At 67.7% G+C, this 22,948-nt stretch carries 22 protein-coding genes; 12 read left to right on the top strand and 10 right to left on the bottom strand.

The genetic code is table 11. From position 1 onward, the window contains the following. Nucleotides 1-60 precede the first annotated feature (60 nt). The 5 genes from yeiP to QRO93_RS12860 all read right to left on the bottom strand — a co-directional run bounded on the left by yeiP (nt 61) and on the right by QRO93_RS12860 (nt 3,632). Complete coding sequence (gene yeiP, locus QRO93_RS12880; protein WP_005409468.1) at nt 61-627, bottom strand: elongation factor P-like protein YeiP; 567 nt, start codon at nt 625-627, stop codon at nt 61-63. Nucleotides 628-675: 48 nt separating this feature from the next. Continuing rightward, nucleotides 676-1,446, bottom strand: coding sequence for an SDR family oxidoreductase (locus QRO93_RS12875; RefSeq protein ID WP_180878114.1), 771 nt, complete (start codon nt 1,444-1,446; stop codon nt 676-678). A 100-nt stretch (nt 1,447-1,546) separates the two neighbouring features. Further along, complete coding sequence (locus tag QRO93_RS12870) at nt 1,547-2,443, bottom strand: hydroxymethylglutaryl-CoA lyase (RefSeq protein WP_053510347.1); 897 nt, start codon at nt 2,441-2,443, stop codon at nt 1,547-1,549. Continuing rightward, the gene (locus QRO93_RS12865; protein ID WP_164087011.1) at nt 2,440-2,841 is read right to left on the bottom strand and encodes a VOC family protein; all 402 of its coding nucleotides are present in this window, start codon (nt 2,839-2,841) and stop codon (nt 2,440-2,442) included. The genes QRO93_RS12870 and QRO93_RS12865 overlap by 4 nt, the downstream gene beginning before the upstream one ends. A 2-nt stretch (nt 2,842-2,843) precedes the next feature. Further along, nucleotides 2,844-3,632, bottom strand: coding sequence for an enoyl-CoA hydratase/isomerase family protein (locus tag QRO93_RS12860; RefSeq protein ID WP_164087010.1), 789 nt, complete (start codon nt 3,630-3,632; stop codon nt 2,844-2,846). A gap of 119 nt (nt 3,633-3,751) precedes the next feature. Here QRO93_RS12860 and QRO93_RS12855 point away from each other — a divergent pair, with 119 nt between their 5' ends. Genes QRO93_RS12855 through QRO93_RS12845 form a run of 3 tightly spaced genes read left to right on the top strand, consistent with a single transcriptional unit; the run spans nt 3,752 to nt 6,113 of the window. Next, nucleotides 3,752-4,006 carry a FeoA family protein gene (locus QRO93_RS12855; protein ID WP_180878113.1) on the top strand — a complete coding sequence of 85 codons (255 nt, stop codon included), beginning with the start codon at nt 3,752-3,754 and terminating at the stop codon, nt 4,004-4,006. After that, complete coding sequence (locus QRO93_RS12850) at nt 4,003-5,868, top strand: ferrous iron transporter B (protein ID WP_180878112.1); 1,866 nt, start codon at nt 4,003-4,005, stop codon at nt 5,866-5,868. The genes QRO93_RS12855 and QRO93_RS12850 overlap by 4 nt, the downstream gene beginning before the upstream one ends. Further along, nucleotides 5,868-6,113, top strand: coding sequence for a DUF6587 family protein (locus QRO93_RS12845; RefSeq protein WP_164087009.1), 246 nt, complete (start codon nt 5,868-5,870; stop codon nt 6,111-6,113). Before QRO93_RS12850 ends, QRO93_RS12845 begins: the two co-directional genes overlap by 1 nt. Before the next feature lie 106 nt (nt 6,114-6,219). On the opposite strand, the gene QRO93_RS12840 is transcribed toward QRO93_RS12845, so the two are convergent. The 4 genes from QRO93_RS12840 to QRO93_RS12825 form a co-directional block, all read right to left on the bottom strand. Next, nucleotides 6,220-6,681, bottom strand: a complete 462-nt coding sequence (locus QRO93_RS12840) for a DUF4304 domain-containing protein (RefSeq protein WP_053449632.1) — start codon at nt 6,679-6,681, stop codon at nt 6,220-6,222. 138 nt (nt 6,682-6,819) lie between these two features. Then, the gene (locus QRO93_RS12835) at nt 6,820-7,401 is read right to left on the bottom strand and encodes an NAD(P)H-dependent oxidoreductase (protein ID WP_164087008.1); all 582 of its coding nucleotides are present in this window, start codon (nt 7,399-7,401) and stop codon (nt 6,820-6,822) included. A gap of 67 nt (nt 7,402-7,468) precedes the next feature. After that, nucleotides 7,469-7,864, bottom strand: a complete 396-nt coding sequence (locus tag QRO93_RS12830; protein ID WP_164087007.1) for a MerR family transcriptional regulator — start codon at nt 7,862-7,864, stop codon at nt 7,469-7,471. Nucleotides 7,865-7,868: 4 nt separating this feature from the next. Then, a complete protein-coding gene (locus QRO93_RS12825; protein ID WP_180878202.1) occupies nt 7,869-8,648 on the bottom strand; it encodes a 3-oxoacyl-ACP reductase in 780 nt (259 codons plus the stop codon). 120 nt (nt 8,649-8,768) lie between these two features. Here QRO93_RS12825 and QRO93_RS12820 point away from each other — a divergent pair, with 120 nt between their 5' ends. The 6 genes from QRO93_RS12820 (at nt 8,769) to recJ (ending at nt 17,591) form a co-directional block, all read left to right on the top strand. Then, nucleotides 8,769-9,449 carry a 4-hydroxy-tetrahydrodipicolinate reductase gene (locus QRO93_RS12820; protein WP_053449634.1) on the top strand — a complete coding sequence of 227 codons (681 nt, stop codon included), beginning with the start codon at nt 8,769-8,771 and terminating at the stop codon, nt 9,447-9,449. A gap of 309 nt (nt 9,450-9,758) precedes the next feature. Then, on the top strand, nt 9,759-10,886 hold the full coding sequence (gene carA / locus QRO93_RS12815; protein WP_180878111.1) for a glutamine-hydrolyzing carbamoyl-phosphate synthase small subunit: 1,128 nt from the start codon (nt 9,759-9,761) through the stop codon (nt 10,884-10,886). Between the two features lie 149 nt (nt 10,887-11,035). Further along, entirely contained in the window at nt 11,036-14,278 is a 3,243-nt protein-coding gene (gene carB, locus QRO93_RS12810) for a carbamoyl-phosphate synthase large subunit (RefSeq protein WP_053510354.1), read from the top strand. An 8-nt stretch (nt 14,279-14,286) separates the two neighbouring features. Next, nucleotides 14,287-14,751 (top strand): transcription elongation factor GreA, encoded by a 465-nt coding sequence (greA, locus tag QRO93_RS12805; protein ID WP_026347191.1) that lies wholly within the window; start codon nt 14,287-14,289, stop codon nt 14,749-14,751. Nucleotides 14,752-14,755: 4 nt separating this feature from the next. Beyond that, complete coding sequence (locus QRO93_RS12800; protein WP_053449637.1) at nt 14,756-15,673, top strand: phosphoglycerate mutase; 918 nt, start codon at nt 14,756-14,758, stop codon at nt 15,671-15,673. A 160-nt stretch (nt 15,674-15,833) separates the two neighbouring features. Then, nucleotides 15,834-17,591, top strand: coding sequence for a single-stranded-DNA-specific exonuclease RecJ (gene recJ / locus QRO93_RS12795; protein ID WP_180878110.1), 1,758 nt, complete (start codon nt 15,834-15,836; stop codon nt 17,589-17,591). Nucleotides 17,592-17,643: 52 nt separating this feature from the next. On the opposite strand, the gene QRO93_RS12790 is transcribed toward recJ, so the two are convergent. After that, a complete protein-coding gene (locus QRO93_RS12790; protein WP_180878109.1) occupies nt 17,644-18,711 on the bottom strand; it encodes a DUF1176 domain-containing protein in 1,068 nt (355 codons plus the stop codon). 228 nt (nt 18,712-18,939) lie between these two features. On the opposite strand from QRO93_RS12790, the gene QRO93_RS12785 reads away from it, so the two are divergent. From QRO93_RS12785 to QRO93_RS12775, 3 genes are read left to right on the top strand one after another with little or no spacing between them, the layout of a single operon-like run. Then, complete coding sequence (locus tag QRO93_RS12785; RefSeq protein ID WP_180878108.1) at nt 18,940-21,183, top strand: type VI secretion system Vgr family protein; 2,244 nt, start codon at nt 18,940-18,942, stop codon at nt 21,181-21,183. A gap of 19 nt (nt 21,184-21,202) precedes the next feature. Further along, nucleotides 21,203-22,819 carry a hypothetical protein gene (locus QRO93_RS12780; RefSeq protein ID WP_180878107.1) on the top strand — a complete coding sequence of 539 codons (1,617 nt, stop codon included), beginning with the start codon at nt 21,203-21,205 and terminating at the stop codon, nt 22,817-22,819. Then, nucleotides 22,816-22,944: a hypothetical protein gene (locus QRO93_RS12775; RefSeq protein WP_006441023.1), complete on the top strand. Its 129-nt coding sequence runs from the start codon at nt 22,816-22,818 to the stop codon at nt 22,942-22,944. Before QRO93_RS12780 ends, QRO93_RS12775 begins: the two co-directional genes overlap by 4 nt. Nucleotides 22,945-22,948 lie beyond the last annotated feature (4 nt).

The following is a 22,948-nucleotide window of genomic DNA, read 5'->3' as shown; positions in this document are numbered from 1 at the left end:
GTGCCCGGCTGCACGAAGATGCTGCCTGCGGCGGCGTGCGCCGCAGGCAGCTCGAGGCGCTTAGTCGGCGCGTCCGGCGAATTCACCGGTGGCGGTGTTCACCAGCACGCGTTCGCCGTTGACGATGTACTCCGGCACCATGATCTCGATACCGGTGTTGAGCTTGGCCGGCTTCGGGCGCTTGGTGGCGGTGCCACCCTTCAGTTCCGGCGGGGTCTCGATCACTTCCAGCACCACCGAGGCCGGCAGCTGGATCGCCACGGGCTGCTCGTCAATGACCTGCACGTAGATGCCGGTCAGGCCGTCGGTGATGTAGCCGGCGTCGTCGCCGATCACGTCCGCGTCCAGCGTGTACGGGGTGTAGTCCTCGTCATCGAGGAACACGAAGGCGTCGCCGTCCTTGTACGAATAGGTGGACTGGCGGCGCAGCAGTTCGACCTCGACCAGGTTGTCGTCGGCATCGAAGCTGGCATCGAGCTTGTTGCCGCCCGGCACGCTGTACATGATGAAGCGGAAGCGGACGTTGCCGCCGCGACCCTGCGGCGAGCTGCGCTCGATGTCGCGGATCTGGTACACGCCGTTGTTGTACTCGACGACGTTGCCCTTCTTGATGTCGTTGGCTTTCATGATGATGTTGGTCGTTGGGGGAGGGCGCCGTCCCGGCGCCCGGGGGAATCACTTCGGAGCGAGGCGGGTAGCGCCGTCCAGGCGGATGGTCTCGCCATTGAGATAGGTGTTGCCGAGGATGAAGCCGACCAGGCTGGCGAAGTCTTCCGGCTTGCCCAGGCGCGACGGGAACGGGATCGAGGCGGCCAGCGACTGCTGCACGGCTTCGGGCATGCCGTCGACCATCGGCGTCCAGAACACGCCCGGCGCAATCGTGTTGACGCGGATGCCGAAGCGCGACAGTTCGCGTGCCATCGGCAGCGTCATCGAGACCACGCCGCCCTTGCTGGCGGCATACGCGGCCTGGCCGATCTGGCCTTCATAGGCGGCGATGCTGGCGGTGTTGATGATCACGCCGCGCTCGCCGTCGGTGCCGGCCTCGTTGTGCTGCATGCGGTTGGCCGCGGCCTTGGCCACGTTGAAGCTGCCGACCAGGTTGACCATCACCGTGCCCTGGAAGCCGGCCAGCGGCATCGGGCCCTCTTTGCCCAGCACGCGACCGGCGCCGAGGATGCCGGCGCAGTTCATCGCCACGTTCAGGCCACCGAGGAAATCGTGGGCCTGGTCGATGGCGGTGGCCACGGCCGCCTCATCGCTGACGTTGACGTTGAAATAGCGGGCCTTGTCGGCGCCCAGTTCGGCAACGGTGGCTGCGCCCTTGTCGTCGTTGAGGTCGAACAGGGCCACCTTGCCGCCCTGGGCGACGAGGTGCTGGGCCACGGCCAGGCCGAGCCCGGAGACGCCGCCAGTGATCACGGCACGTACGGAAGACAGCTGCATTGAACGGTCCTGCAGGTTCGAGAACCGCCGATTCTAACGGAAGCCACGACCGTCGCTGTTGTGCACTGCGCCGCCTTTGCGTGGCGGCGCGGTGCGGCGGTCAGCCGGCGGCGGCAAGCGCCTGTCCGGTGCGGCTGGCGGTGGCGCGGCCGAGCAGGCCGGCCAGCCAGCGGCCGGTCTCGGCCAGTGCCGGCAGGTCCACGCCGCTGTCCAGGCCCAGGCCCTGCAGCAGGTAGACCACGTCTTCGCTGGCGACGTTGCCGCTGGCGCCCTTGGCATACGGGCAGCCACCGGCGCCGGACACGGCGCTGTCGACCACGCGCACGCCTTCTTCCAGGCAGGTGGCGATGTTGGCGATGGCCTGGCCGTAGGTGTCGTGGAAGTGCACGGCCAGCGCCGCCATCGGAATCTCGGCGGCGACCGCCTGCAGCATGGCCCGTGCCTTGCGCGGGGTACCGACGCCGATGGTGTCGCCCAGCGAGATTTCGTAGCAGCCCATCTGGTGCAGGGCACGGGCCACGCGCACCACGTCGGCCAGCGGTACTTCGCCCTGGTAGGGGCAGCCGAGCACGGTGGACACATAGCCGCGCACACGCACGCCATCGGCGGCGGCCCGGCGCAGGATCGGCTCGAAACGGGCCAGCGACTCGTCGATGCCGGCATTGGTATTGGTGCGGTTGAACGCTTCGGAGGCGGCGGTGAACACCGCCACTTCCTCCACGCCGACCGCGCGGGCACGGTCGTAACCCTGTTCGTTCGGCACCAGCACCGGATAGCTGACGCCGGGCCTGCGCTGGATGCCGGCATAAACCTCGGCGGCATCGGCCAGCTGCGGGATCCACTTCGGGCTGACGAAGCTGGTCGCCTCGATGCTGCGCAGGCCGGTGGCCGACAGGCGGTTGATCAGTTCGATCTTGTCGGCGGTGGACACCGACTGCTTTTCATTCTGCAGGCCGTCACGCGGACCGACTTCGACGATGCGGACGTAGTCGCTCATGCCTCTACCTCGGAGCCGGGGCGGTGGCAGACCGCTTCGATGTTGTTGCCGTCCGGGTCGAGCACGAAGGCGCCGTAGTAATCCGGGTGGTACCACGGGCGCAGGCCGGGGGCGCCATTGTCGCGGCCGCCGGCGGCGAGGGCGGCGGCATGGAAGGCATCTACCTGCGCGCGGCTGGCGCAGGCGAAGGCCACGTGCACGCCGTGGCTGGCGGTGCCGCCATTGCCGAGCCAGAAGAACGGCTTGCCGTCGCTACCGAAACCGATGTGGTCGTGGGCGCCGGTCTGTTCGGCGGTCACTTCCATCACCACGCCGATCTGCAGCGGCGCCAGCGCCTGCAGGAAAAAGGCTTTGCTGCGCGCCAGGTCGGCGCTGGTCAAACCAAGATGATCGAGCATGTTCAGGCTTCCGTGACCCAGTGGGGGGCGCGCTTGTCGAGGAACGCGCCCAGGCCTTCCTGGCCCTCGGCGGAGACCCGCAGGCGCGCGATCAGCTCGGCATTATCCCGATCCAGCGCGTCGCGATCATGGCTGTCGCGGACCTGCCGGACCAGCTGCTTGGCGGTGGACGAGGCGATCGGGCCGGCCTTGTCGAGCAGGGCCAGCTGGCGTTCCAGTGCCTCGTCCAGGCGCTCGGGCTCGACCAGCTGGTGGACCAGGCCGATGCGCAGCGCGGTATCGGCGTCGAAGTGCTCGCCGGTGGCGAACCAGCGCCGGGCCTGGCGCGGGCCGATGGCCTCGATCACGTAGGGCGAAATCACCGCCGGCAGCAGGCCGAGGCGGCTTTCGGTCAGGCCGAAGCGGGCCGAGGTGCTGGCGATGGCGATGTCGCAGCAGGCGACCAGGCCGACACCACCGCCGAAGGCTGCGCCGTGGACCCGGGCCAGGGTCGGCTTGGGCAGCTCGTCCAGGGTGCGCATCAGCCTTGCCAGGGCCAGCGAGTCCTCGCGGTTGTCCGCCTCGCTGGCGGCGGCCATGCCACGCATCCACTGCATGTCGGCGCCGGCCGAGAAGGAGGCGCCGTGGCCGGCCACCACCACCGCGCGGACCGCATCATCGCGGCCGGCGGCTTCCAGCGCGGCAGTCAGCCGGGCGATCAGGCTGGCGTCAAAGGCGTTGTGCAGCTCCGGCCGGTTCAGCCAGAGGGTGAGGACGGCGCCACGGCGCTCGATCTGCAAAGCATCGTTCATGGGATTCCAGGGTCACTCCATACCTGTATGGATCATAGCGGGCCATTGGTCATGGGCCATGACGCGACGCGGGAATGTTAGAATCGAGAACCATTTACATCCAGCAGAGATTGCGCTAGATGATGCTGTCCGAACTGCCGCTGCACACCTCGGCCGTGGTCGAATCCGTGCAGGACCTGCATGCCAACGATGCCATTGCCCGTCGCCTGCGCGAGCTGGGTTTCGTCAAGGGCGAGGAAGTGCGTCTGGTGGCCAAGGGTCCGGTAGGCGGGGAGCCGCTGCTGGTGCAGGTCGGGTTCACCCGGTTCGCGCTGCGGATCAGTGAAGCCAAGCGCGTCGTGGTTGACGCCGCCAGCCAGGAACGACGTGCATGACCGCTACTGCCTCCACCGCCCCCCTGCGCGTCGCGCTGGTCGGTAACCCGAACAGTGGCAAGACCGCCCTGTTCAACCAGCTGACCGGCAGCCGGCAGAAGGTCGCCAACTACACCGGCGTCACCGTCGAACGCAAGGAAGGCCGCCTGCGCGCGCCGTCCGGTCGTGAATTCGCGGTGCTCGACCTGCCGGGCGCCTACAGCCTGCAGCCGGCCAGCCTGGACGAGGCGATCACCCGCGACCTGTGCCGCGGCTTCTACCCGGGCGAAGCCGCGCCGGACGTGCTGCTGTGCGTGATCGATGCCACCAACCTGCGCCTGCACCTGCGCTTCGCGCTGGAGCTGCGCGAGCTGGGCAAGCCGATGGTGGTGGCGCTGAACATGGTCGATGCCGCCCAGCGCCGCGGCATCCAGGTCGACGTGGCTGCGCTGGAGCGCGAGCTGGGCGTGCCGGTGGTGGAAACCGTGGCGGTGCGCAAGCAGGGTGCCAAGGCGCTTGTCGAGCGCCTGGATGCGATGGTGCCGCACCTGGATGCACCGGTGCCGGGCCCGGAAGGCGGCATCGACTACCACGCCAAGGTGCGCCAGATCCTGTCGGTGGCCGTGCGCATGCCGGCACGTACCGCCAAGATCGATGACGCGCTGGACCGCTGGCTGCTGCACCCGGTGTTCGGCCTGGTCAGCCTGGCGGTGGTGATGTTCCTGATTTTCCAGGCGGTCTACGCCTGGGCAACGCCGCTGATGGATGCCATCGAGGCCGGGTTCGCCTGGCTCGGCGCCTTCGTCGGCAGCGTGCTGCCGGAAGGGCCGCTGGCCAGCCTGCTGACCGACGGCATCATCGCCGGCGTCGGTGGCGTGGTGGTGTTCCTGCCGCAGATCCTGATCCTGTTCTTCTTCATCCTGGTGCTGGAAGAGTCCGGCTACCTGCCGCGTGCGGCCTTCCTGCTCGACCGCATGATGGCGGCCGCCGGCCTGTCCGGCCGCTCGTTCATCCCGCTGCTGTCCAGCTTCGCCTGTGCGGTGCCGGGCATCATGTCCACCCGCAGCATCCAGGACGCGCGCGACCGCCTGGCCACGATCCTGGTCGCGCCGCTGATGACCTGCTCGGCGCGCCTGCCGGTGTACGCGCTGCTGATTGGTGCGTTCATCCCGCAGAAGACCGTCTGGGGCGTGTTCAACCAGCAGGGCCTGGTGCTGTTCGGCCTGTATGCGGCCGGCATCCTCAGTGCGCTGGCGATGTCGTGGATCATGAAGAAGTGGCGCCGCGACAAGAGCGAGCATCCGCTGATGCTGGAGCTGCCGTCGTACCGCCTGCCGCATGTGCGCGACCTGGCGGTTGGCCTGTACGAGCGCGGCATGATCTTCCTCAAGCGCGTCGGCGGCATCATCCTGGCGCTGACCATCCTGTTGTGGGTGCTGCTGTCGTTCCCGGCGGCGCCGGTGGGCGCCACGATGCCGGCCATCGACTACAGCTACGCCGGCCAGATCGGCCACGCGATGGCGGTGTTCTTCGCGCCGCTGGGCTTCAACTGGCAGATCTGCATCGCGCTGATCCCGGGCCTGGCCGCGCGCGAAGTGGCCGTGTCCTCGCTGGCCACCGTGTATGCGCTGTCGGCGGCCGATGACGATGCCGCCAGCCAGGCGCTGACCCCGCTGATCAGCGACGGCTGGTCGCTGGCCACCGCATTGTCGCTGCTGGTCTGGTACATCTACGCACCGATGTGCATCTCGACGCTGGCCACCATCAAGCGCGAGACCAATTCGTGGAAGACGATGGCCTTTTCGGCGTTCTACCTGTTCGCCGCGGCCTACGTGGCGGCGCTGATCACCTACCAGGTGACCCGGGCGCTGGGAGGCGGCTGATGGACAGCGGATTGCTGCTGCAATACCTGATCATCGCGGTGGCCGTGCTGGTCAGTGCCTGGGTGGTGTTGAAGAAGCAGTTCCCGGGCACCGTGCGCAGGGTGCGCGGCGCACTGGCGCTGGCCCTGCTGAAGCCGGGCCGCGCTGCCTGGCTGCAGGCGCTGGGCCGGAAAATCGCGCCGCCGACTACGGGCGGCGGTGGCGCATGTGGCGGTTGCGACAGCTGCGGGCCGACCAAGAAGTAGTGCCGGGCTTGCTCGGCGGCCGCCGCCCGGTGGGCGCGAGCATTCGCCGCGGTGGGTGCGAACTTCACCCGGTGGGTGCGAACCTTGGTTCGCACGCTTCCCGGGTTCAGACCTCCCTGCGGATGAGCGCGCGGAAGTTTCCATCCCGATTCAATCGCCGCACCGACTCGCGGTTTCCGTGGGCTTCCGCGAAGCCCGCCACATCGGCAAGGGCACCGAGCAGCAGGCCTTTCAGCGCATCACGATTGCCGGCCTCAAGCAGATCATCCAGATCCTGCTGGATGAAGGCCCGGCGCAGGCCGGGCGTCTCTTCGATCCGCCAGTCGACATGCGGCGTGGGAATGCTGGAGCGGTACCTGAACGCAGTTTCCAGGTCGGAAGGCGCAAGCGGATACTCAAGCAGCTCTGGAAAGTAGAGCCCGGCATTCACATAGAAGCCCCGGTGTTCGCTGGCGCGTTGGTGATTCACGACAAGCAGGGCGCCCTCCAGCAGCCGGTAGCGGGTGGTGGTGGTCCCGGCAAAGCCTGTCTTCCTTGCGCATCTGCTGAAGACCGTCGCGGATTTCATGGGGCCCGCCTGGGCTGGAGGAAGGGCCCACAGCCTTGTCGCGCCGTGCGCGGGGGTCAATTGGCAAACGCGACACGCGCAACGAGCGCCCCAGGTGGGTGCGAACCTTGGTTCGCACGCCTTGCCCATGGCCTGAATCTACCTGGCGCGGGATCCAAGCTCTGCTGCCAGCGCCAGCCACGTGCTGCGTTGCGCCGGCGTGCTGCTGCGCACCGCACCGAGGCGGCTGATCTGCACTGGGCGGAAGCCGCAGAACGCCAGGATGGTGGCGCGGATCTGCGCAATGCCCGGGTCGCGGTAGATCCAGCGGTAGTACCACGGCGGCGTGTCCAGGGTGGTGATCACCCGCGCGCTGCGGCCGGCCAGCAGCCGGTCCCACCACACCGAATCGCGCCGGTAGCGGAAGGCGTACCCCGGCAGCAGCACGCGGTCGAAGAGGCCCTTCAGCAGGGCCGGCATCGCGCCCCACCAGGTGGGATAGACCAGCACCAGGTGATCGCAGGCTTGGATCGCATCGGCGACGTCCTGCAGATCGGCTTCCAGGGGCTGGATCTGGCGGTAGCCGTGGCGCAGCACCGGGTCGAATTCGAGTTCACCCAAGGCGATCAGACGCACCCGGTGGCCGGCGTTTTCAGCAGCGGTGGCGTAGCGCTGGGCGAGGGCGCCGCACAGGCTGTCACGGTCGGGATGGCCGAGCAGGATCAGGATGGAACGGGACACGACAACCTCGGGCAATGGAAAGTGCGCGAGGTTGGGCTATGCCCCAGGGGCAGAGTCAAACGCCGGGTCAGGCGCCGACAGGGCAGCCGCTGGGTTGCAGGACGCAGTCGCCACTGCCGGAGTGCAGCCACTGCCGTAGTTCGTCGCTGACCTGCTGCAGGTCAAGCTCGACCTGCTCCAGCCGTGCGCGCTCACACGCAATGCGGCTGCGCTGCTGCTCCAGCAGGGCCAGCACGGCCGGCCAGTCGAGCCGCCCATCGCGGCCCTGCAGCCGCGAGACCGCCGCCAGGGAGATGCCCAGTGCCAGCGCCTGGCGGATCAGCTGCACCCAGGCCACGTCCTGCTCGCTGTAGTCGCGGTAGCGGTTCACGCGCGGCACCGGTGGCAGCAGGCCGCGCGCCTCGTACAGGCGGATGGCCTTGGCGCTGGCGCCGGTCAGGCGACTGACCTCGGAGATGCGCATCGGCTCAGTCCCGCACCAGCCCGCCATCGACCACCAGGTTCTGGCCGGTCACCGCGCGTGACCAGGGGCTGGCGAAGAACAGCGCCGCATCGGCGAACTCGGCCGGGGTGGTGACGCTGCGCAGCGGGGTGTTGGCGGCGATGTAGTCGAACACCGCCTCGGGCGTGGCAGCGCTGGCATCGGTGGTGCGCAGCAGGCCGCCGGACAGCATGTTGACGGTGATGCCATGCGGGCCGAGGTCGCCGGCCAGGGTGCGGGTCAGTGACAGCAGCGCGGCCTTGGCCGCGGTGTAGTCGTGGTAGGGCACGACCGGGTTCTGGAACAGGTTGGTGCCGATGTTGATGACGCGGCCGAAACGGCGCGCCTGCATGCCGGGCAGGGCGGCCTGCACGGTGTTGAGCGCGCCACGCACGCTGCCCTCGAACTGGGCCTGGAAGGCCGGCCAGCCGATATCGGCAGCGCTGTCGCGCGCATCGCCATTGAACGAGAAGCTCGCCAGCGCGTTGTTGACCACGGTGGTGACGCCCTGGCCGAAGTGCGCCAGCGCCTGCTGCAGCATGGCGTCGACCTGGGCGCGATCGGTGACGTCGGCCGGCAGCGCGATCGCCTGTCCGCCCAGTTCGGCAGCCAGGGCCCGTGCGGTGGCCTCGCTGCGGTGGTAGTTCACAATGACGCGCGCACCCTGCGCGGCGAAGGCGCGGGCAATGTGCGTGCCAAGGCCGCGGCCGGCGCCGGTGACCAGCACCAGTTGTTCGCTGATCTGCATGGTGGAACTGCCATCCATTGCGTGAAAGGGCATGCAGCGTAGCAGCGATGGCGCTTGCCGGAGCGGGTGCGCTGCCGCTAGCCTGCGGGCATGAACCAGACTCCCCTGCGATTGCTCATTCACGGCGCCTCCGGGCGCATGGGCCAGGCCCTGCTGCGGCTGGCCGCCGAACACCCCGAAACCCTGCAGATCGTGGCGGCGGTGACCGGCCGCGCGCCGGCCCAGCGCGTGGTCGACGGCGTGCCGTTCTTCGCCGCCAGCGAGCTGCCCGGCGCGCCGGTGTTCGATGTGGCAATCGACTTCAGCCTGCCGGAGGGTTTCGACCCGATGCTGGCGCTGTGCGTGGAGCGGGGCGCGGGCCTGGTGTCGGGTACCACCGGCATCTCCAGTACGCAGCGCCAGGCGCTGGAGGCCGCGGCAGCGAAGATCCCGCTGGTCTGGGCCTCGAATTTCAGCCTGGGCGTGGCGGTGCTGGACGAGCTGGTCGAGCGCGCCGCACAGGCGCTGGCCGGCTGGGACTGCGACATCGTCGAATCGCACCACACCCAGAAGAAGGACGCGCCGTCGGGCACCGCGCTGACCCTGGGTGCGGCAGCGCAGCGGGGTGGGGCGCAGCCGCACTACGCCAGCCTGCGTGCCGGCGATATCGTCGGCGAGCATCTGGTGCAGTTCACCGGCCCCGGTGAGCGCATCGAGCTGGTCCACCGGGCCACCAATCGCGACATTTTTGCCCGCGGCGCGCTGTTCGCCGCCCGCCAGCTGCACGGCCGGGCGGCCGGCAGCTACCGGGTGCGGGACCTGCTGGACGGCCCCCGGTAACGGTCCAGGTCGATGGTAGATGCCAACCTTGGTTGGCGCTTCCCGGAAAGCCTGCCAACCAAGGTTGGCATCTACCGGGGTCATGGCGGCCCCGCATACGCCGCCGGATTGAAATGAATGCGCAATCGCCTGTTCATGAACAGCGATAACCGCTGGCGCGAGCGCCCCGGCAGCGCTACAATTCGCACTCGCCGAATCACGAAAGCCGGACCGGTCCCAGACCGTACGTCCGCGCTTTTTTGCAACCGGATTTCCGTGAAGCGCAGGCGTGACTTCGGCAGCCCCCTCGGTAGCCAAAGTGAGATTTCCGTGACCCAAGCCGCAATCCTCGTCCTCGAAGACGGCACCGTATTCGAGGGCGAATCCGTAGGCGCGCCCGGCCTGTCCGTCGGTGAGGTGGTGTTCAACACCGCCATGACCGGTTACCAGGAAGTGTTGACCGACCCGTCCTACGCCCGGCAGATGGTCACGCTGACCTATCCGCATATCGGCAACACCGGCATGACCGACCAGGACAATGAAGCGTCCAAGGTGTGGTCGGCCGGCCTGATCGTGCGCGACGTGCCGCGCCGCCCCAGCAACTGGCGCAGCCAGGTGTCGCTGCAGGACTGGCTGATCCAGCGTGGCGTGGTCGCCATCGCCGGCATCGACACCCGCAAGCTGACCCGCATCCTGCGCGAGAAGGGCGCGCAGAACGGTGCGCTGATGGCGGGCGACATCGACGTGGAAAAGGCACTGGAAGCCGCCCGCAAGTTCCCGGGCCTGAAGGGCATGGATCTGGCCAAGGTCGTCACTACCGAGAAGACCTACACCTGGACCGAGGGCCAGCTGGACCTGGATGCCAATGCCTTCGTCAGCGTGCCGGCCAGGTTCAAGGTAGTGGCCTACGACTTCGGCGTGAAGACCAACATCCTGCGCATGCTGGCCGAGCGCGGCTGCGAAGTGACCGTGGTGCCGGCGCAGACCCCGGCCGCCGAAGTGCTGGCGCTGAAGCCGGACGGCGTGTTCCTGTCCAATGGCCCGGGTGACCCGGAACCGTGCGACTACGCCATCGAAGCGATCAAGGCCTTCATCGACGTGAAGATCCCGACCTTCGGCATCTGCCTGGGCCACCAGCTGCTGGGCCTGGCCTCGGGCGCGAAGACCATGAAAATGGGCCACGGCCACCACGGTGCCAACCACCCGGTGCAGGACCTGGACAACGGCCGGGTGATGATCACCTCGCAGAACCACGGCTTCGCGGTTGATGAATCGACCCTGCCGGCGACCCTGCGCGTGACCCACCGTTCGCTGTTCGACGGCACCAACCAGGGCATCGCCCGCACCGACGTGCCGGCGTTCTCGTTCCAGGGCCACCCGGAAGCGTCGCCCGGCCCGACCGATGTCGGTCCGCTGTTCGACCGTTTCGTGGCCCTGATGGAACAGAGCAAGGCGTGATCAGTACGTCGCCGGCTTGCCGGTGGCGTCGCGATGGACCGTAAGCCCCCGCATCGCTGCTGCCGCTGGCGCGGCGCTGCGGATCAAGATTCCTGATCGACAGCGTGCGATCACCCCCCTTGTCACGCTGTACTGACTTAGAGAAGAAAATGCCCAAGCGCACTGACCTCAAGACCATCCTCATCATCGGTGCTGGCCCGATCGTCATCGGCCAGGCCTGCGAGTTCGACTACTCCGGCGCCCAGGCCTGCAAGGCCCTGCGCGACGAGGGTTACCGCGTGGTGCTGGTCAACAGCAACCCGGCCACGATCATGACCGACCCGGAGATGGCCGATGCCGTCTACATCGAGCCGATCAACTGGCAGACGGTCGAGAAGATCATCGCCAAGGAAAAGCCTGACGCGCTGCTGCCGACCATGGGTGGCCAGACCGCGCTGAACTGCGCGCTGGACCTGGCCGACCACGGCGTGCTGGAGAAGTACAACGTCGAACTGATCGGCGCCAAGCGCGAAGCGATCCGCATGGCCGAAGACCGCGAGCTGTTCCGCGTGGCCATGGGCGAGATCGGCCTGGAATGCCCGACCGCCGCCGTCGCCCACACCCTGGACGAGGCGCTGGAGATCCAGACCCGCGTCGGCTACCCGACCATCATCCGCCCCAGCTTCACCCTGGGCGGCAGCGGCGGCGGCATCGCCTACAACCGCGAAGAGCTGGTCGAGATCGTCAGCCGTGGCCTGGAGCTGTCGCCGACCACCGAAGTGCTGGTGGAAGAGTCGGTGCTGGGCTGGAAGGAATTCGAGATGGAAGTGGTCCGCGATACCGCGGACAACTGCATCATCGTCTGCTCGATCGAGAACCTGGACCCGATGGGCGTGCACACCGGTGACTCGATCACCGTGGCCCCGGCGCAGACCCTGACCGACAAGGAATACCAGCGCCTGCGCGATGCCTCCATCGCCGTGCTGCGCAAGATCGGCGTCGATACCGGCGGCTCGAACGTGCAGTTCGGCATCAACCCGAAGACCGGCCGCGTGGTCGTCATCGAGATGAACCCGCGCGTGTCGCGTTCCTCGGCGCTGGCCTCCAAGGCCACCGGCTTCCCGATCGCCAAGGTCGCGGCCAAGCTGGCCGTGGGCTACACCCTGGACGAACTGAAGAACGAGATCACCGGCGGCCTGACCCCGGCCTCGTTCGAGCCCTCGATCGACTACGTGGTCACCAAGATCCCGCGTTTCGCCTTCGAGAAGTTCCCGGCTGCCGACGCCCGCCTGACCACCCAGATGAAGTCGGTGGGCGAGGTGATGGCGATGGGTCGTACCTTCCAGGAATCGGTGCAGAAGGCCCTGCGTGGCCTGGAAACCGGCAAGGTCGGCTTCGATCCGACCGGCCTGGACCTGGCCAACGAAGAAGACCTGCAGACCCTGCGCCGCGAGCTGAAGGCGCCGGGCCCGGAGCGCCTGTTCTTCGTCGCCGATGCATTCCGCGCCGGCATGAGCGTGGAAGAGATCTACGCGCTGTCGTTCATCGACCACTGGTTCCTGGACCAGATCGAGGAAATCATCGCGGCCGAAGCTGAAGTGACTGCCGGTGGCATCGATGCGCTCGACGCGGCGCGCCTGCGCAAGCTCAAGCGCGCCGGTTTCTCCGACGCCCGCCTGGCCCAGCTGACCGGTACCAACGAAGCGGCCATCCGCGCGCTGCGCCGTGCGCACAAGGTGCGCCCGGTCTACAAGCGCGTGGACTCCTGTGCCGGTGAGTTCTCCACCGGTACCGCCTACCTGTACTCGACCTACGAGGACGAGTGCGAGGCCGCGCCGACCAACCGCGACAAGATCATGATCCTGGGCGGTGGCCCGAACCGCATCGGCCAGGGCATCGAGTTCGACTACTGCTGCGTGCACGCGGCACTGGCGCTGCGCGAGGATGGTTATGAAACCATCATGGTCAACTGCAACCCGGAAACCGTGTCGACCGACTACGACACCTCCGACCGCCTGTACTTCGAACCGCTGACCCTGGAAGACGTGCTGGAAATCGTGGAGCTGGAACAGCCCAAGGGCGTGATCGTGCAGTACGGCGGCCAGACCCCGCTGAAGCTGGCACGTGCGCTGGAAGCCAACGGCGTGCCGGTGATCGGCACCAGCCCGGACTCCATCGACCTGGCCGAAGACCGCGAGCGCTTCCAGCAGCTGGTCGACACGCTGGGCCTGAAGCAGCCGCCGAACCGCATCGCCCGCAACGACCAGGAAGCGCTGCTGCTGGCCCGCGAGATCGGCTACCCGCTGGTGGTGCGCCCGAGCTACGTGCTGGGTGGCCGCGCGATGGAAATCGTCTACGGCGAATCCGACCTGGCCCGCTACGTGCGTGACGCGGTGAAGGTGTCCAACGATTCGCCGGTGCTGCTGGACCGCTTCCTCGACAACGCCGTCGAGTGCGACGTGGACATCATCGCCGACAAGGAGGGCAACGTCCTGATCGGTGGCGTGATGGAGCACATCGAAGAAGCCGGCGTGCACTCGGGTGACTCGTCCTGCTCGCTGCCGCCGTACTCGCTGTCGGCCAAGACCCAGGCCGAACTGCGCCGCCAGGTGGTGGAGCTGGCCAAGGCCCTGAACGTGGTCGGCCTGATGAACACCCAGTTCGCGATCCAGACCAGCGAAGAGGGCGATGACACCATCTACCTGCTGGAAGTGAACCCGCGTGCCTCGCGCACCGTGCCGTTCGTGTCCAAGGCCACCGGCATGCCGCTGGCCAAGATCGCCGCGCGCTGCATGGCCGGCACGACGCTGGCCGAGCAGGGCGCGACCAAGGAGATCGTGCCGGACTATTACTCGGTGAAGGAAGCGATCTTCCCGTTCGCCAAGTTCCAGGGTGTCGACCCGATCCTTGGGCCGGAAATGCGCTCCACCGGTGAAGTGATGGGCGTGGGCCGCACCTTCAACGCCGCCTTCGCGCGTGCGCAGGAAGCCGGTGGCATCAAGGCGCCGCCGGTCGGCAAGGCCTTCGTTTCGGTCCGCGATCCCGACAAGAAGCGCGTGCTGCCGGTGGCCAAGGCCCTGCTGGCGCGTGGCTACAGCCTGGTGGCCACCCGTGGCACCGCCGCATGGCTGCAGCAGCACGGCATGGACTGCGAGATCATCAACAAGGTGGTCGAAGGTCGCCCGCACATCGTCGATTCGATCAAGAACGGCGAGATCGTCTACATCGTCAACACGACCGAAGGCCGTTCGGCGATCAACGACTCGTTCTCGATCCGTCGCGAGGCGCTGCAGCACCGCGTCACCTACTCGACCACCATTGCCGGCGCCAAGGCGCTGGTGGATTCACTGGAATTCCGCGGCACCGGCCCCGTCTGGTCGCTGCAGGAGCTGCACAAGGAGTTGAATGCATGAGAGCCCCCATCACCATGAAAGGCGCGCAGAAGCTGCGCGACGAACTGGATCACCTGAAGTCGGTCAAGCGCCCGAAGGTGATCGCCGCGATCGCCGAAGCGCGTGAGCACGGCGACCTGAAGGAGAACGCCGAGTACCACGCCGCGCGCGAGGAACAGGGCTTCATCGAAGGCCGCATCAAGCAGCTGGAAGGCGAGCTGTCGCACGCCGAGATCATCGACGTGAGCAAGCTCAATGCCGGCTCCAAGGTGGTGTTCGGTGCCAGCGTGACCCTGGCCGACGTGGAAACCGACGAAGAGAAGAAGTACCAGATCGTCGGCGACCTGGAAGCGGACATCAAGCTGGGCCTGATCGCCATTTCCTCGCCGGTGGCGCGCGCGATGATCGGCAAGCTGGAAGGCGATTCGATCGTGATCGACGCCCCGGCCGGCCAGCGCGAGTACGAGATCGTCAGCGTCAGCTACGTGGACTGACGAGGTGGCAACGGCGACCCTGCTGTTGCCGGCGCGCAGCCGCCTTGCGGCGGCTGCATTGCCGGACGACGTGGCGCGCGCCCTGGGTCGCGCCACCGCTTTGCAGCTGGACGCCGGTGAGCGCGCCCAGCTGCAGCGTCATTTCAGCGTGGCCGCGCCGCAGTGGCCGGTGGCTGCGTTGACTCGCCAGCGAGACGTCGGCGATGCCGCCGGCGCCCGCTGGCTGCGCGCCGATCCGGCCTGCATGGTGCCGGACATGCACGGTGCGCGGATGATGGCCTACGGCGAAACGCTGCGGCCGACCCTGGCCGATTGCCTGGCCTTGCTGCCGGTGTTGCAGCCGTTGTTTGCTGATGCCGGGTTCGTGCTCGATGCACCCGATCCTTCGCGCTGGTACCTGCGGCTTCCGATCGACCTGGCGCTGCCCGAGTTCGACAACCCGGACGAAGTGCTGGGCGATGACCTGTTCTCGCACCTGCCGGAAGGCGAGGGCGGCCGCCGTTGGCGGGCGTTGATGACCGAGGCGCAGGTGCTGCTGCACAACCATTCCTGGAACCAGCAACGCGTGGCCCAGGGACAACAGCCGATCAATTCACTCTGGTTCTGGGGTGGTGGCGTGATGCCGGTGTCGGTCAGCACGGCGCATGCGCAGGTGCGCAGTCGTGATGCCCTGCTGCAGGGCCTGGCGCTGGCGGCTGGCGTGGCAGTGGATGGCGAGCAGGCGGTGGATGCACTGGTCGACCTGCGCCAACTGCGTTCATCGCAGCAGCTGGGCAATGATGCGATCCGGCCGTTGTTGGCCGCGCTGAAGCGGGGCGAGCTGCAGCGGCTGGTGCTGGACTTCGAGGATGGCCTGCAGTTCCAGTTGGACCGTGGCCAGCGCTGGCAGTTCTGGAAGAAGCCGCGGCAGCTGCACGATTGATCGGGGTCGGATCCGTTTTCCATCGGAAAACGGCTCTGACCCCAGATGTTTCCCGGGGTTGCCGGCCAGCGGCCGGCACTACCGCAGCTGCCGGGCGCAATCCCGCCAGCCTCTCCCACGCGCGGTATCATGCCTCTGTCTTTCGTAACCGGCGATGCCGATGTCCCTTGCCGCCGATGCTGTGCAGCCATCCACTGATACGGTGACGATCCGCCGTCGCGATGCGGTCGCACCCGGCAACTGGCCGGACGGCACACTGCCGCTGCTGGCGCGGCTCTACGCCAGTCGCGATGCCGGTACCCCGGAGCTGGCACTGCCGAAACTGGGCAATCTGCACGCGCCCGAGCTGCTGACCGGCATCGATGATGCAGTGGGCCTGCTGGTCGAGGCCATCGCCAATGACAAGCGCATCCTGGTGGTCGGCGATTTCGATTGTGATGGCGCTACCGCCTGCGCGGTGGGCGTGCGCGGCCTGCGCATGCTCGGCGCGCAACATGTCTTCCACGCGGTGCCGAACCGCATGGTGCACGGCTACGGCCTGTCGCCGTCGCTGGTGGAGGAGCTGGCCGCGCTGCAGCCGGACCTGCTGGTCACGGTCGACCATGGCATTGCCTGCCACGCGGGCGTGACCGCGGCCAAGGCGCGTGGCTGGCAGGTGCTGGTCACCGACCATCACCTGCCGGGCCCGCAGCTGCCGCCGGCTGATGTCATCGTCGATCCGAACCTGGATGGCGATGCCTTCCCCAGCAAATCGCTGGCCGGTGTCGGCGTGATCTTCTACGTTCTGATGGCGTTGCGCCGGCAGATGCGCGAGGCCGGTGTCTTCGCCGATGGCAAGGGGCCGGACCTGACCACGCTGCTGGACCTGGTGGCGGTGGGCACCGTCGCCGACCTGGTGGCGCTGGACCCGAACAATCGTGCACTGGTCAGCGCGGGCCTGCGCCGGCTGCGTGCCGGGCAGGGCTGTGTCGGCCTGCGCGCCCTGATCGAAGCCAGTGGCCGCGATGCCGCACGGCTGACCGCCACCGACATCGGCTTCGCACTTGGGCCGCGCCTGAACGCTGCAGGCCGGCTGGAGGACATGGCGCTGGGCATCGCGCTGCTGCTGACCGAGGACCCGCGGCAGGCACGCGACATCGCGCAGACACTTGAGCAGATCAATTCGGAACGGCGCGCGGTGCAGCAGTCGATGACCGACGATGCCGAGCAGGCGCTGACCCGCGTGGTGCTGGACATGGCCGGCCAGCGGCCGGTGGCGGCTTGCCTGTTCGATGCCGACTGGCACCCGGGAGTCGTGGGCCTGGTCGCGTCGAAGATGAAGGACCGCCTGCATCGCCCGGTGATCGCCTTCGCCCCGGCTGAGCCGGGGGCCGACACGCTGCGTGGCTCGGCGCGCTCGATTCCCGGCCTGCACATCCGTGACGCGCTGGCGCTGGTCGACGCACGCCATCCTGGCCTGATCGAACGTTTCGGTGGGCATGCGATGGCCGCCGGCCTCAGCCTGCGCCTGGATCACGTTGACGACTTCAAGGCCGCCTTCATCGCCGTGGTGCTGGAAATGCTCGACCCGGCGGCCCTGCAGCAGCAGGTATTGAGCGACGGCGAACTGGCGGCGGACGAGCTCGACCATCGTCATGCCGTCGCGCTGCGCCTGGCCGGGCCGTGGGGTCAGGGCTTCCCGGAACCGCTGTTCGACGGCCATTTCGAAGTGGCCAACTGGCGCGTGCTGAAGGAGCGCCACCTGAAGCTGGAACTGCGCCTGCCGGGCGTGCCCGGCACGATCAACGCCATCCACTTCGGCGGCTGGCACGGCAATGCGCCGGGCCGCCATGTGCATCTCGCCTATCGCCTGGCCTGCGATGACTACCGTGGTGGCAGCGCCATCCAGCTGATCGTCGAGCACTGCCTGCCCGGCTGAAAAAAGGGACGGAGGGGATTAAGTCGCTTGTGCCTTGTTTGCCAATTGCGACTTAATCCCCTCCGTCCCCTTTTTCCACTTCGGTCACCAGGGTCGGCAGTTCCCAGGTGCCACCGGGTACGCCGCGGCACAGGCCTGCTGCGATTTCGGAGGTCGCGACGAAGGCCGTGCCAGTCCAGGTCCAGGTGCTCTGCGAGATGCAGTCGCCCAGTCCGCGGCCCTTCTGCGCGGCGATGATCTGCCCATCGTCATAGTCGATCGCATCACTGGTCACCCACTGCGGTTGGAACGGGGCCTTCGGGCGGGCCACCCAGTAGCCGTCGCCGGTGTTGTAGGCCGCGCGCCAGCAGGGCACGTTGACCAGCACGTGCTGCGCGTCCAGGCGACGTATCTCCAGTGCCGAGTTGCTCAGCGGAATATCGGCATCGGCCTCCAGCAGGCCCTCGCAGCTGTTGTCCTTCAGCGTGGCACGCAGCGCGGCGCGCAGCGCGGGCGAGGCCGCCAGTTGCGCGAAGGCCGGGTCATCCGGAATCGAATCGGCAGTCGGTGCGCTGTGCACGACGGGCACCGGCAGCGCGGCCGGAACGCTGGCTTCGGGCGTGCTGCCCTTGCGCATCACGGCACCGGGCGTGCCGAGGCGGCCCTGGTACTCGTCGATCTTCAGCAGGACTGCGGCAGCGCCCTTGTCCGACAACGCCCAACGTTGACCGGTGGCATCGCTCACGCTGATTCCACCGTCGCGCACCAGTGCGGACAACAGTGCGGCGGTCTGCGCGGCACTCAGGGTATAGGTGCCTTCGCCCTGGTCCGGTACCAGCACACCCAGGTCCTGCTGCCGGACATGCAGGCGCAGCGCGCCGGCGGGCCGGGTCTGGCCTTCATCCGGCTGCAGCGAAAGACGGCCCTGCATGGCCTGGTTGGCGCCGCCCTTGCGGGTCAGCAGCACGCTGAGCGTGCTCTGCTCGTCGGCGGCGTAGCCGGCGGCGCGGCAGGTGCGGGTGTTGTCACAGGCCACCACCCAGTCGTGGTGCTGGAAGTACAGCCGGCTGGAGGGTGCCCCGGCGTTCGCAGCGGGCGGGGTGACCAAGGCCAGCAGGGCAATGGGCAGGAACTGACGCATGGGCATCCATACACATGGGCGGGGCCACAGAGTGCCCAGCCAGGACCGTCAGCGCCAGCCTGAATGGCTGCGCTGTGCTCTCCGTATTTGTGACGCGGTTCGCGCTGTCGTGAAAATCCTTAATGAATTCATCTCCTTATCCAGCGCTGATTGCGTCAAAAAGCTGGCACATGGCACAGGTCAATGGCAAAGTCGGGCCACGACCAACATGGGACGACGGAACGCCCGATGTACGCCGAATCACTGCTTCCCGGCGCCACGCTGCAGCGCCTGCACCAGGACCGACGCCTGATCCGCGTCGAAACCGCTTTGGATCCGGACACGTTCCTGGTCAAGCGCTTCGACGGCGCCGAATCGGTGTCCGCGCCGTTTGCGTACCGCATCGATCTGCTCTCGATCCAGCCGCGACTGGAGCTGAAACAGCTGGTCGGGCAACCGCTGCGGCTGCAGCTCGGCGATGAGTTCGGCAACCGCAGCGTGCATGGTTACGTGCGCGAGTTCGCCAGCACCGGGCAGCAGGCGCAGTTCAGCGCCTATCGTGCCGAGCTGGCGCCGTGGTTCGCCTTCCTCGACTACACCTGCAACTGCCGCATCTTCCAGGACCGGAACGTGCTGCAGATCATCGAGGAAGTCTTCGAGGGCTATGCGCAGCTGGCCAGGTTCCGCTACGACCTCAATGCCGGCAAGCTGGCGCCGCTGCCGTATTGCGTGCAGTACAACGAATCGGACTTCGCCTTCGTCAGCCGCCTGCTGGAAGATGCCGGCCTGTACTACAGCTTCGTCCACGACGAAGAAGGCCATGAGATGGTGATCAGCGACGATTCGACGCTGAGCACTGCCCATGGCGAGCCGCGGCCGATCGCGTTTGTTTCCGACCAGGGCACCCTGGCCAGCACGGGCCTGCATCGCTGGGGGGCGCGGCGCCGGGTCGGACCGAGCGTGCAGACGCTGCGCAGCTTCGACTTCAAGCAGCCGGGCGAACGGCTGGATGGCAACCAGGGCAACCAGGTGCCGCTGGGCCTGCTGCCGCCGTTGGAGCAGTACCGCTACGACGGTGCCGCGCGCTTTATGAACAGCCGCATCGGTACGGCGCTGGCCGCGGTGCGCAACGAGGAAGTGACCTGGCCGACCAAGCTGTTCGAGTGTGCGGGCAATGCCGGCGAGATGGAGGCCGGCGGCTGCTTTGATCTGGAACGGCATCCGGACTTCATCGGCCGCGACGACACCGATCGCAGCTTCTTCGTGGTCAGCATGCAGCGCGAAGGCCACAATAATTTTGCCGCCGATTTCGGCAGTGCAGAAGCGCCCAGCGTGGAAGTGCAGGCCGAAGTGCTGCGGCGGCGCATCCCGTACCGCCCGCTGCGGCTCACCCCTTGGCCACGCATGCCGGGCCCGCAGACCGCCACCGTGGTCGGCCCGCCGGGCGAGGAACTGCACGCCGACCGCTATGGCCGGGTGAAGGTGCAATTCCATTGGGACCGCCAACTGGACCGTCGCGAGAACGCCTCGTGCTGGATCCGCAGTGCCAGCCCCTGGGCCGGCGCGGACATGGGCGGCGTGTCGCCGCCGCGCGTGGGCCAGGAAGTGATCGTCGACTTCCTCGACGGTGATCCGGACCGGCCGATCATCACCGGCCGCGTCTACAACGAAGACAACATGCCGCCGTTCGGCATGGAGGTCAGCGGCCTGAAGTCGAAGACGGTCAAGGGCGCGGGCTGGAATGAAATCACCATGCACGATGGCGCCGGCGGCGAGCTGCTGAACATGCGCGCCCAGCGTGACATGGTCACCACCGTGCTCAACGACCAGAACGCCAGCGTCAAGAACAACAAGTCGACCACGGTGGCGGTCAACCACACGATGGGCGTCGGCGCCAACCAGGACATCAGTGTCGGCGGCAACCGCGGCATCACTGTGACCGGCACCGATATGCTCGGCGTCACCGGCACCCGTACCACCAATGTCACCGGTGCGGTCACCGAGAAGTACGAGACCGGCGAAACCAAGACGATTGCCGCCGCCGGCTATACCGAAACCATCACCGGTGATTTCAAGACCACGCTGACCGGCAACTACACCAGCCAGCGCACCGGCACCTGGACCGAGACCGTCACCTCCACCTCCAGCCGCACCGTCGGTGGGCTGGTCACCGAGACCCTGCAGGCCGCGCGTGAAGTGACGATCACCGGGCAGGACAAGCGCAAGGTGCAGGGCAAGGTCGACGACAGCAACGTCGGCGAGCGCGTCATCGATGTCACCGGCAACTTCAGCCAGGATGCCAGCGGCACCCACAGCCAGGGCTCGGACGGGGCAATGAGCCTGGAGTCGGCGGTCAAGCTCACCAGCAAGGTCGGCGGTTCGGTCATCGAGATCACCGACAGCGCGATCAAGATCACCGCCGGTGGTTCGGAAGTGGTGATCGACGCCGGTGGTGTATCGGTCAACGGCAGCGAGATCAAGCTCAACTGCTGAGCCGCAAGGGAGAAGCACGATGCAGGACACCCCCATGCTGCGCGGCCTGAACGCGTTACGCGATGCCTGGCTGGAGGCCAGCGCCGACAACAGCCGGCGCCTGCTGGTCTGGCGCCTGCCTGCGGCGGCGAGCCGTTTGCTGGCCGCATTCTTCGAAATGCAGCGCAACGATGCCGGACGCGATACGCCGGACTGCTTCCTGCGCATCGATACCGCCTACGAACTGGGCTTCCGCTACAGCCGGCAGCTCAAGCAGGACCTGCTGGACCGCTATCTGGCCAGCCAGGAGGATCTGCGTGCGCAGCAGGTGACGCTGGGCTGGCGTGGCCCGCATGAAGGGCATCCGGACAGCGCACAGGGTGTGGTCGAGGTGCTGGAGAGCTTCATCGAGCATCATGGTGAACACATGCGCCTGCTGGCGGCGGTGCTGGAGCCGGAGCGCAGCGTGCCCGGCGAAGGTTTCGAGCGCTGGGTGGACGCTGCGCTGGCCGCCGGGCCTGGCCCGCGCCTGCGCCTGGTGCTGGTGGATACCGACGAGGATCCGCGCTGGCAGTCGTTGCTGGACCGGCACGGCAGGATCGCGCGCGTGGTCAGTGCGCCGGTCGACATGTTCGGCATCGCCCGCGATACCGCCGCGCAGTCTGGCGGCCGCGGCCCGGAAGTGCTGTACCGGCAGCTGCTGGCCGACCTGATGCTGCTGCTCGAACGCGGCAGCCCCTCGCAGGTGGTGGCCCGCGCTGAGCGCGCACAGGGGCTGGCGCAGCGCCATGGCTGGCAGGACCAGCAATCGGTGGTGCAGATGATGGTCGCTGGTTCGTGGTTGAAGCACGGCGACCACGGGCAGGCCATCAACAGCTACCGGCAGGCGCGCAGTGCGGCCGAGGGCGCGCGCCTGAGCGGCAACCCTGCTGCACCGGAACTGGTGATGCAGAGCTGGTTTGGCGAGGCAGGCTGCTGGCTGGCCGCCAAGCAGCCGGAGCGCGCCGCGCAGACCTATCTGCAGGCCTCGACGTCGGCAGCGAGCATTCCGCACCCGATGTTCGCGCTGGAAGGCCAGCGCATGGCCGGCTGGTGCCAGCTGCAGGCCGGACAGCGCGAAGCGGCGCGGACCCAGTTGCTGGAGGCGATCCGCATCGCCAAGCCGCTGGCGCCGGCCGACCGCAAGGCCACCACGCTGCCGCAGGCGCTGTGGGACCTGCTGCAACTGCAGGACGCGCGCCGCTGCGAATCGCTGCAGCAGGTGGCCGCCGATTACCTGCAGGCCAGCACCGGCCTGCTGGAAAAGGCCGACGCGCAGGGGCATGCGCTGGGCCCGCGGCCGGTGCGGCCGGCACTGGATGCCATCGACGCGGAGCTGGATGCCGCGCTGGAACGCGGCTTCCACCGCGCCCAGCAGGAGCGCGAGCGGTTGATTCAGGGCGGCGACGAATTCTTCCGCAAGATCGTGGCCGTGGGCCGCGACTTCCTCGACCCGGGCTGGAACGGCCTGCCGGCCATCGAACACCCGCTCGATCACGAGATACCGGTGTGGAGCGAGCCGCCAGCGATGCAGCCGTTGCCCGACTCCAGTGGCCTGCTGCAGCCGCCCGTGGCCGTACCCCCCGGAACGACCGTTACAGGAGTGGCTGTTGCATGAAGTCGAACAAGACCGTGGTGATGCTGGTGGCCATCGTGCTGGGCATCATCGTCGTGACCTGGATCAGCGCCGAGTACCGTGACGAAGTAAAGGCGTTCCTGCGCGCGTTGTTCCGCGCCTTGTAAAGCA

The sequence above is a fragment of the Stenotrophomonas maltophilia group sp. Smal17 genome (assembly GCF_030237045.1).
GTDB classification, from domain to species: domain Bacteria; phylum Pseudomonadota; class Gammaproteobacteria; order Xanthomonadales; family Xanthomonadaceae; genus Stenotrophomonas; species Stenotrophomonas forensis.
Note: the sequence above shows the minus strand (reverse complement) of the source record. Positions and strands in the feature narration are given on the sequence as shown.

Excerpts from the sequence above, each read along its gene's own strand:
- yeiP (WP_005409468.1), bottom strand. The coding sequence starts at position 627 with ATGAAAGCCAACGACATCAAGAAGGGCAACGTCGTCGAGTACAACAAC.
- QRO93_RS12875 (WP_180878114.1), bottom strand. The coding sequence starts at position 1,446 with ATGCAGCTGTCTTCCGTACGTGCCGTGATCACTGGCGGCGTCTCCGGG.
- QRO93_RS12870 (WP_053510347.1), bottom strand. The coding sequence starts at position 2,443 with ATGAGCGACTACGTCCGCATCGTCGAAGTCGGTCCGCGTGACGGCCTG.
- QRO93_RS12865 (WP_164087011.1), bottom strand. The coding sequence starts at position 2,841 with ATGCTCGATCATCTTGGTTTGACCAGCGCCGACCTGGCGCGCAGCAAA.
- QRO93_RS12860 (WP_164087010.1), bottom strand. The coding sequence starts at position 3,632 with ATGAACGATGCTTTGCAGATCGAGCGCCGTGGCGCCGTCCTCACCCTC.
- QRO93_RS12855 (WP_180878113.1), top strand. The coding sequence starts at position 3,752 with ATGATGCTGTCCGAACTGCCGCTGCACACCTCGGCCGTGGTCGAATCC.
- QRO93_RS12850 (WP_180878112.1), top strand. The coding sequence starts at position 4,003 with ATGACCGCTACTGCCTCCACCGCCCCCCTGCGCGTCGCGCTGGTCGGT.
- QRO93_RS12845 (WP_164087009.1), top strand. The coding sequence starts at position 5,868 with ATGGACAGCGGATTGCTGCTGCAATACCTGATCATCGCGGTGGCCGTG.
- QRO93_RS12840 (WP_053449632.1), bottom strand. The coding sequence starts at position 6,681 with ATGAAATCCGCGACGGTCTTCAGCAGATGCGCAAGGAAGACAGGCTTT.
- QRO93_RS12830 (WP_164087007.1), bottom strand. The coding sequence starts at position 7,864 with ATGCGCATCTCCGAGGTCAGTCGCCTGACCGGCGCCAGCGCCAAGGCC.
- QRO93_RS12825 (WP_180878202.1), bottom strand. The coding sequence starts at position 8,648 with ATGGATGGCAGTTCCACCATGCAGATCAGCGAACAACTGGTGCTGGTC.
- QRO93_RS12820 (WP_053449634.1), top strand. The coding sequence starts at position 8,769 with ATGGGCCAGGCCCTGCTGCGGCTGGCCGCCGAACACCCCGAAACCCTG.
- carB (WP_053510354.1), top strand. The coding sequence starts at position 11,036 with ATGCCCAAGCGCACTGACCTCAAGACCATCCTCATCATCGGTGCTGGC.
- recJ (WP_180878110.1), top strand. The coding sequence starts at position 15,834 with ATGTCCCTTGCCGCCGATGCTGTGCAGCCATCCACTGATACGGTGACG.
- QRO93_RS12790 (WP_180878109.1), bottom strand. The coding sequence starts at position 18,711 with ATGCGTCAGTTCCTGCCCATTGCCCTGCTGGCCTTGGTCACCCCGCCC.
- QRO93_RS12785 (WP_180878108.1), top strand. The coding sequence starts at position 18,940 with ATGTACGCCGAATCACTGCTTCCCGGCGCCACGCTGCAGCGCCTGCAC.
- QRO93_RS12780 (WP_180878107.1), top strand. The coding sequence starts at position 21,203 with ATGCAGGACACCCCCATGCTGCGCGGCCTGAACGCGTTACGCGATGCC.
- QRO93_RS12775 (WP_006441023.1), top strand. The coding sequence starts at position 22,816 with ATGAAGTCGAACAAGACCGTGGTGATGCTGGTGGCCATCGTGCTGGGC.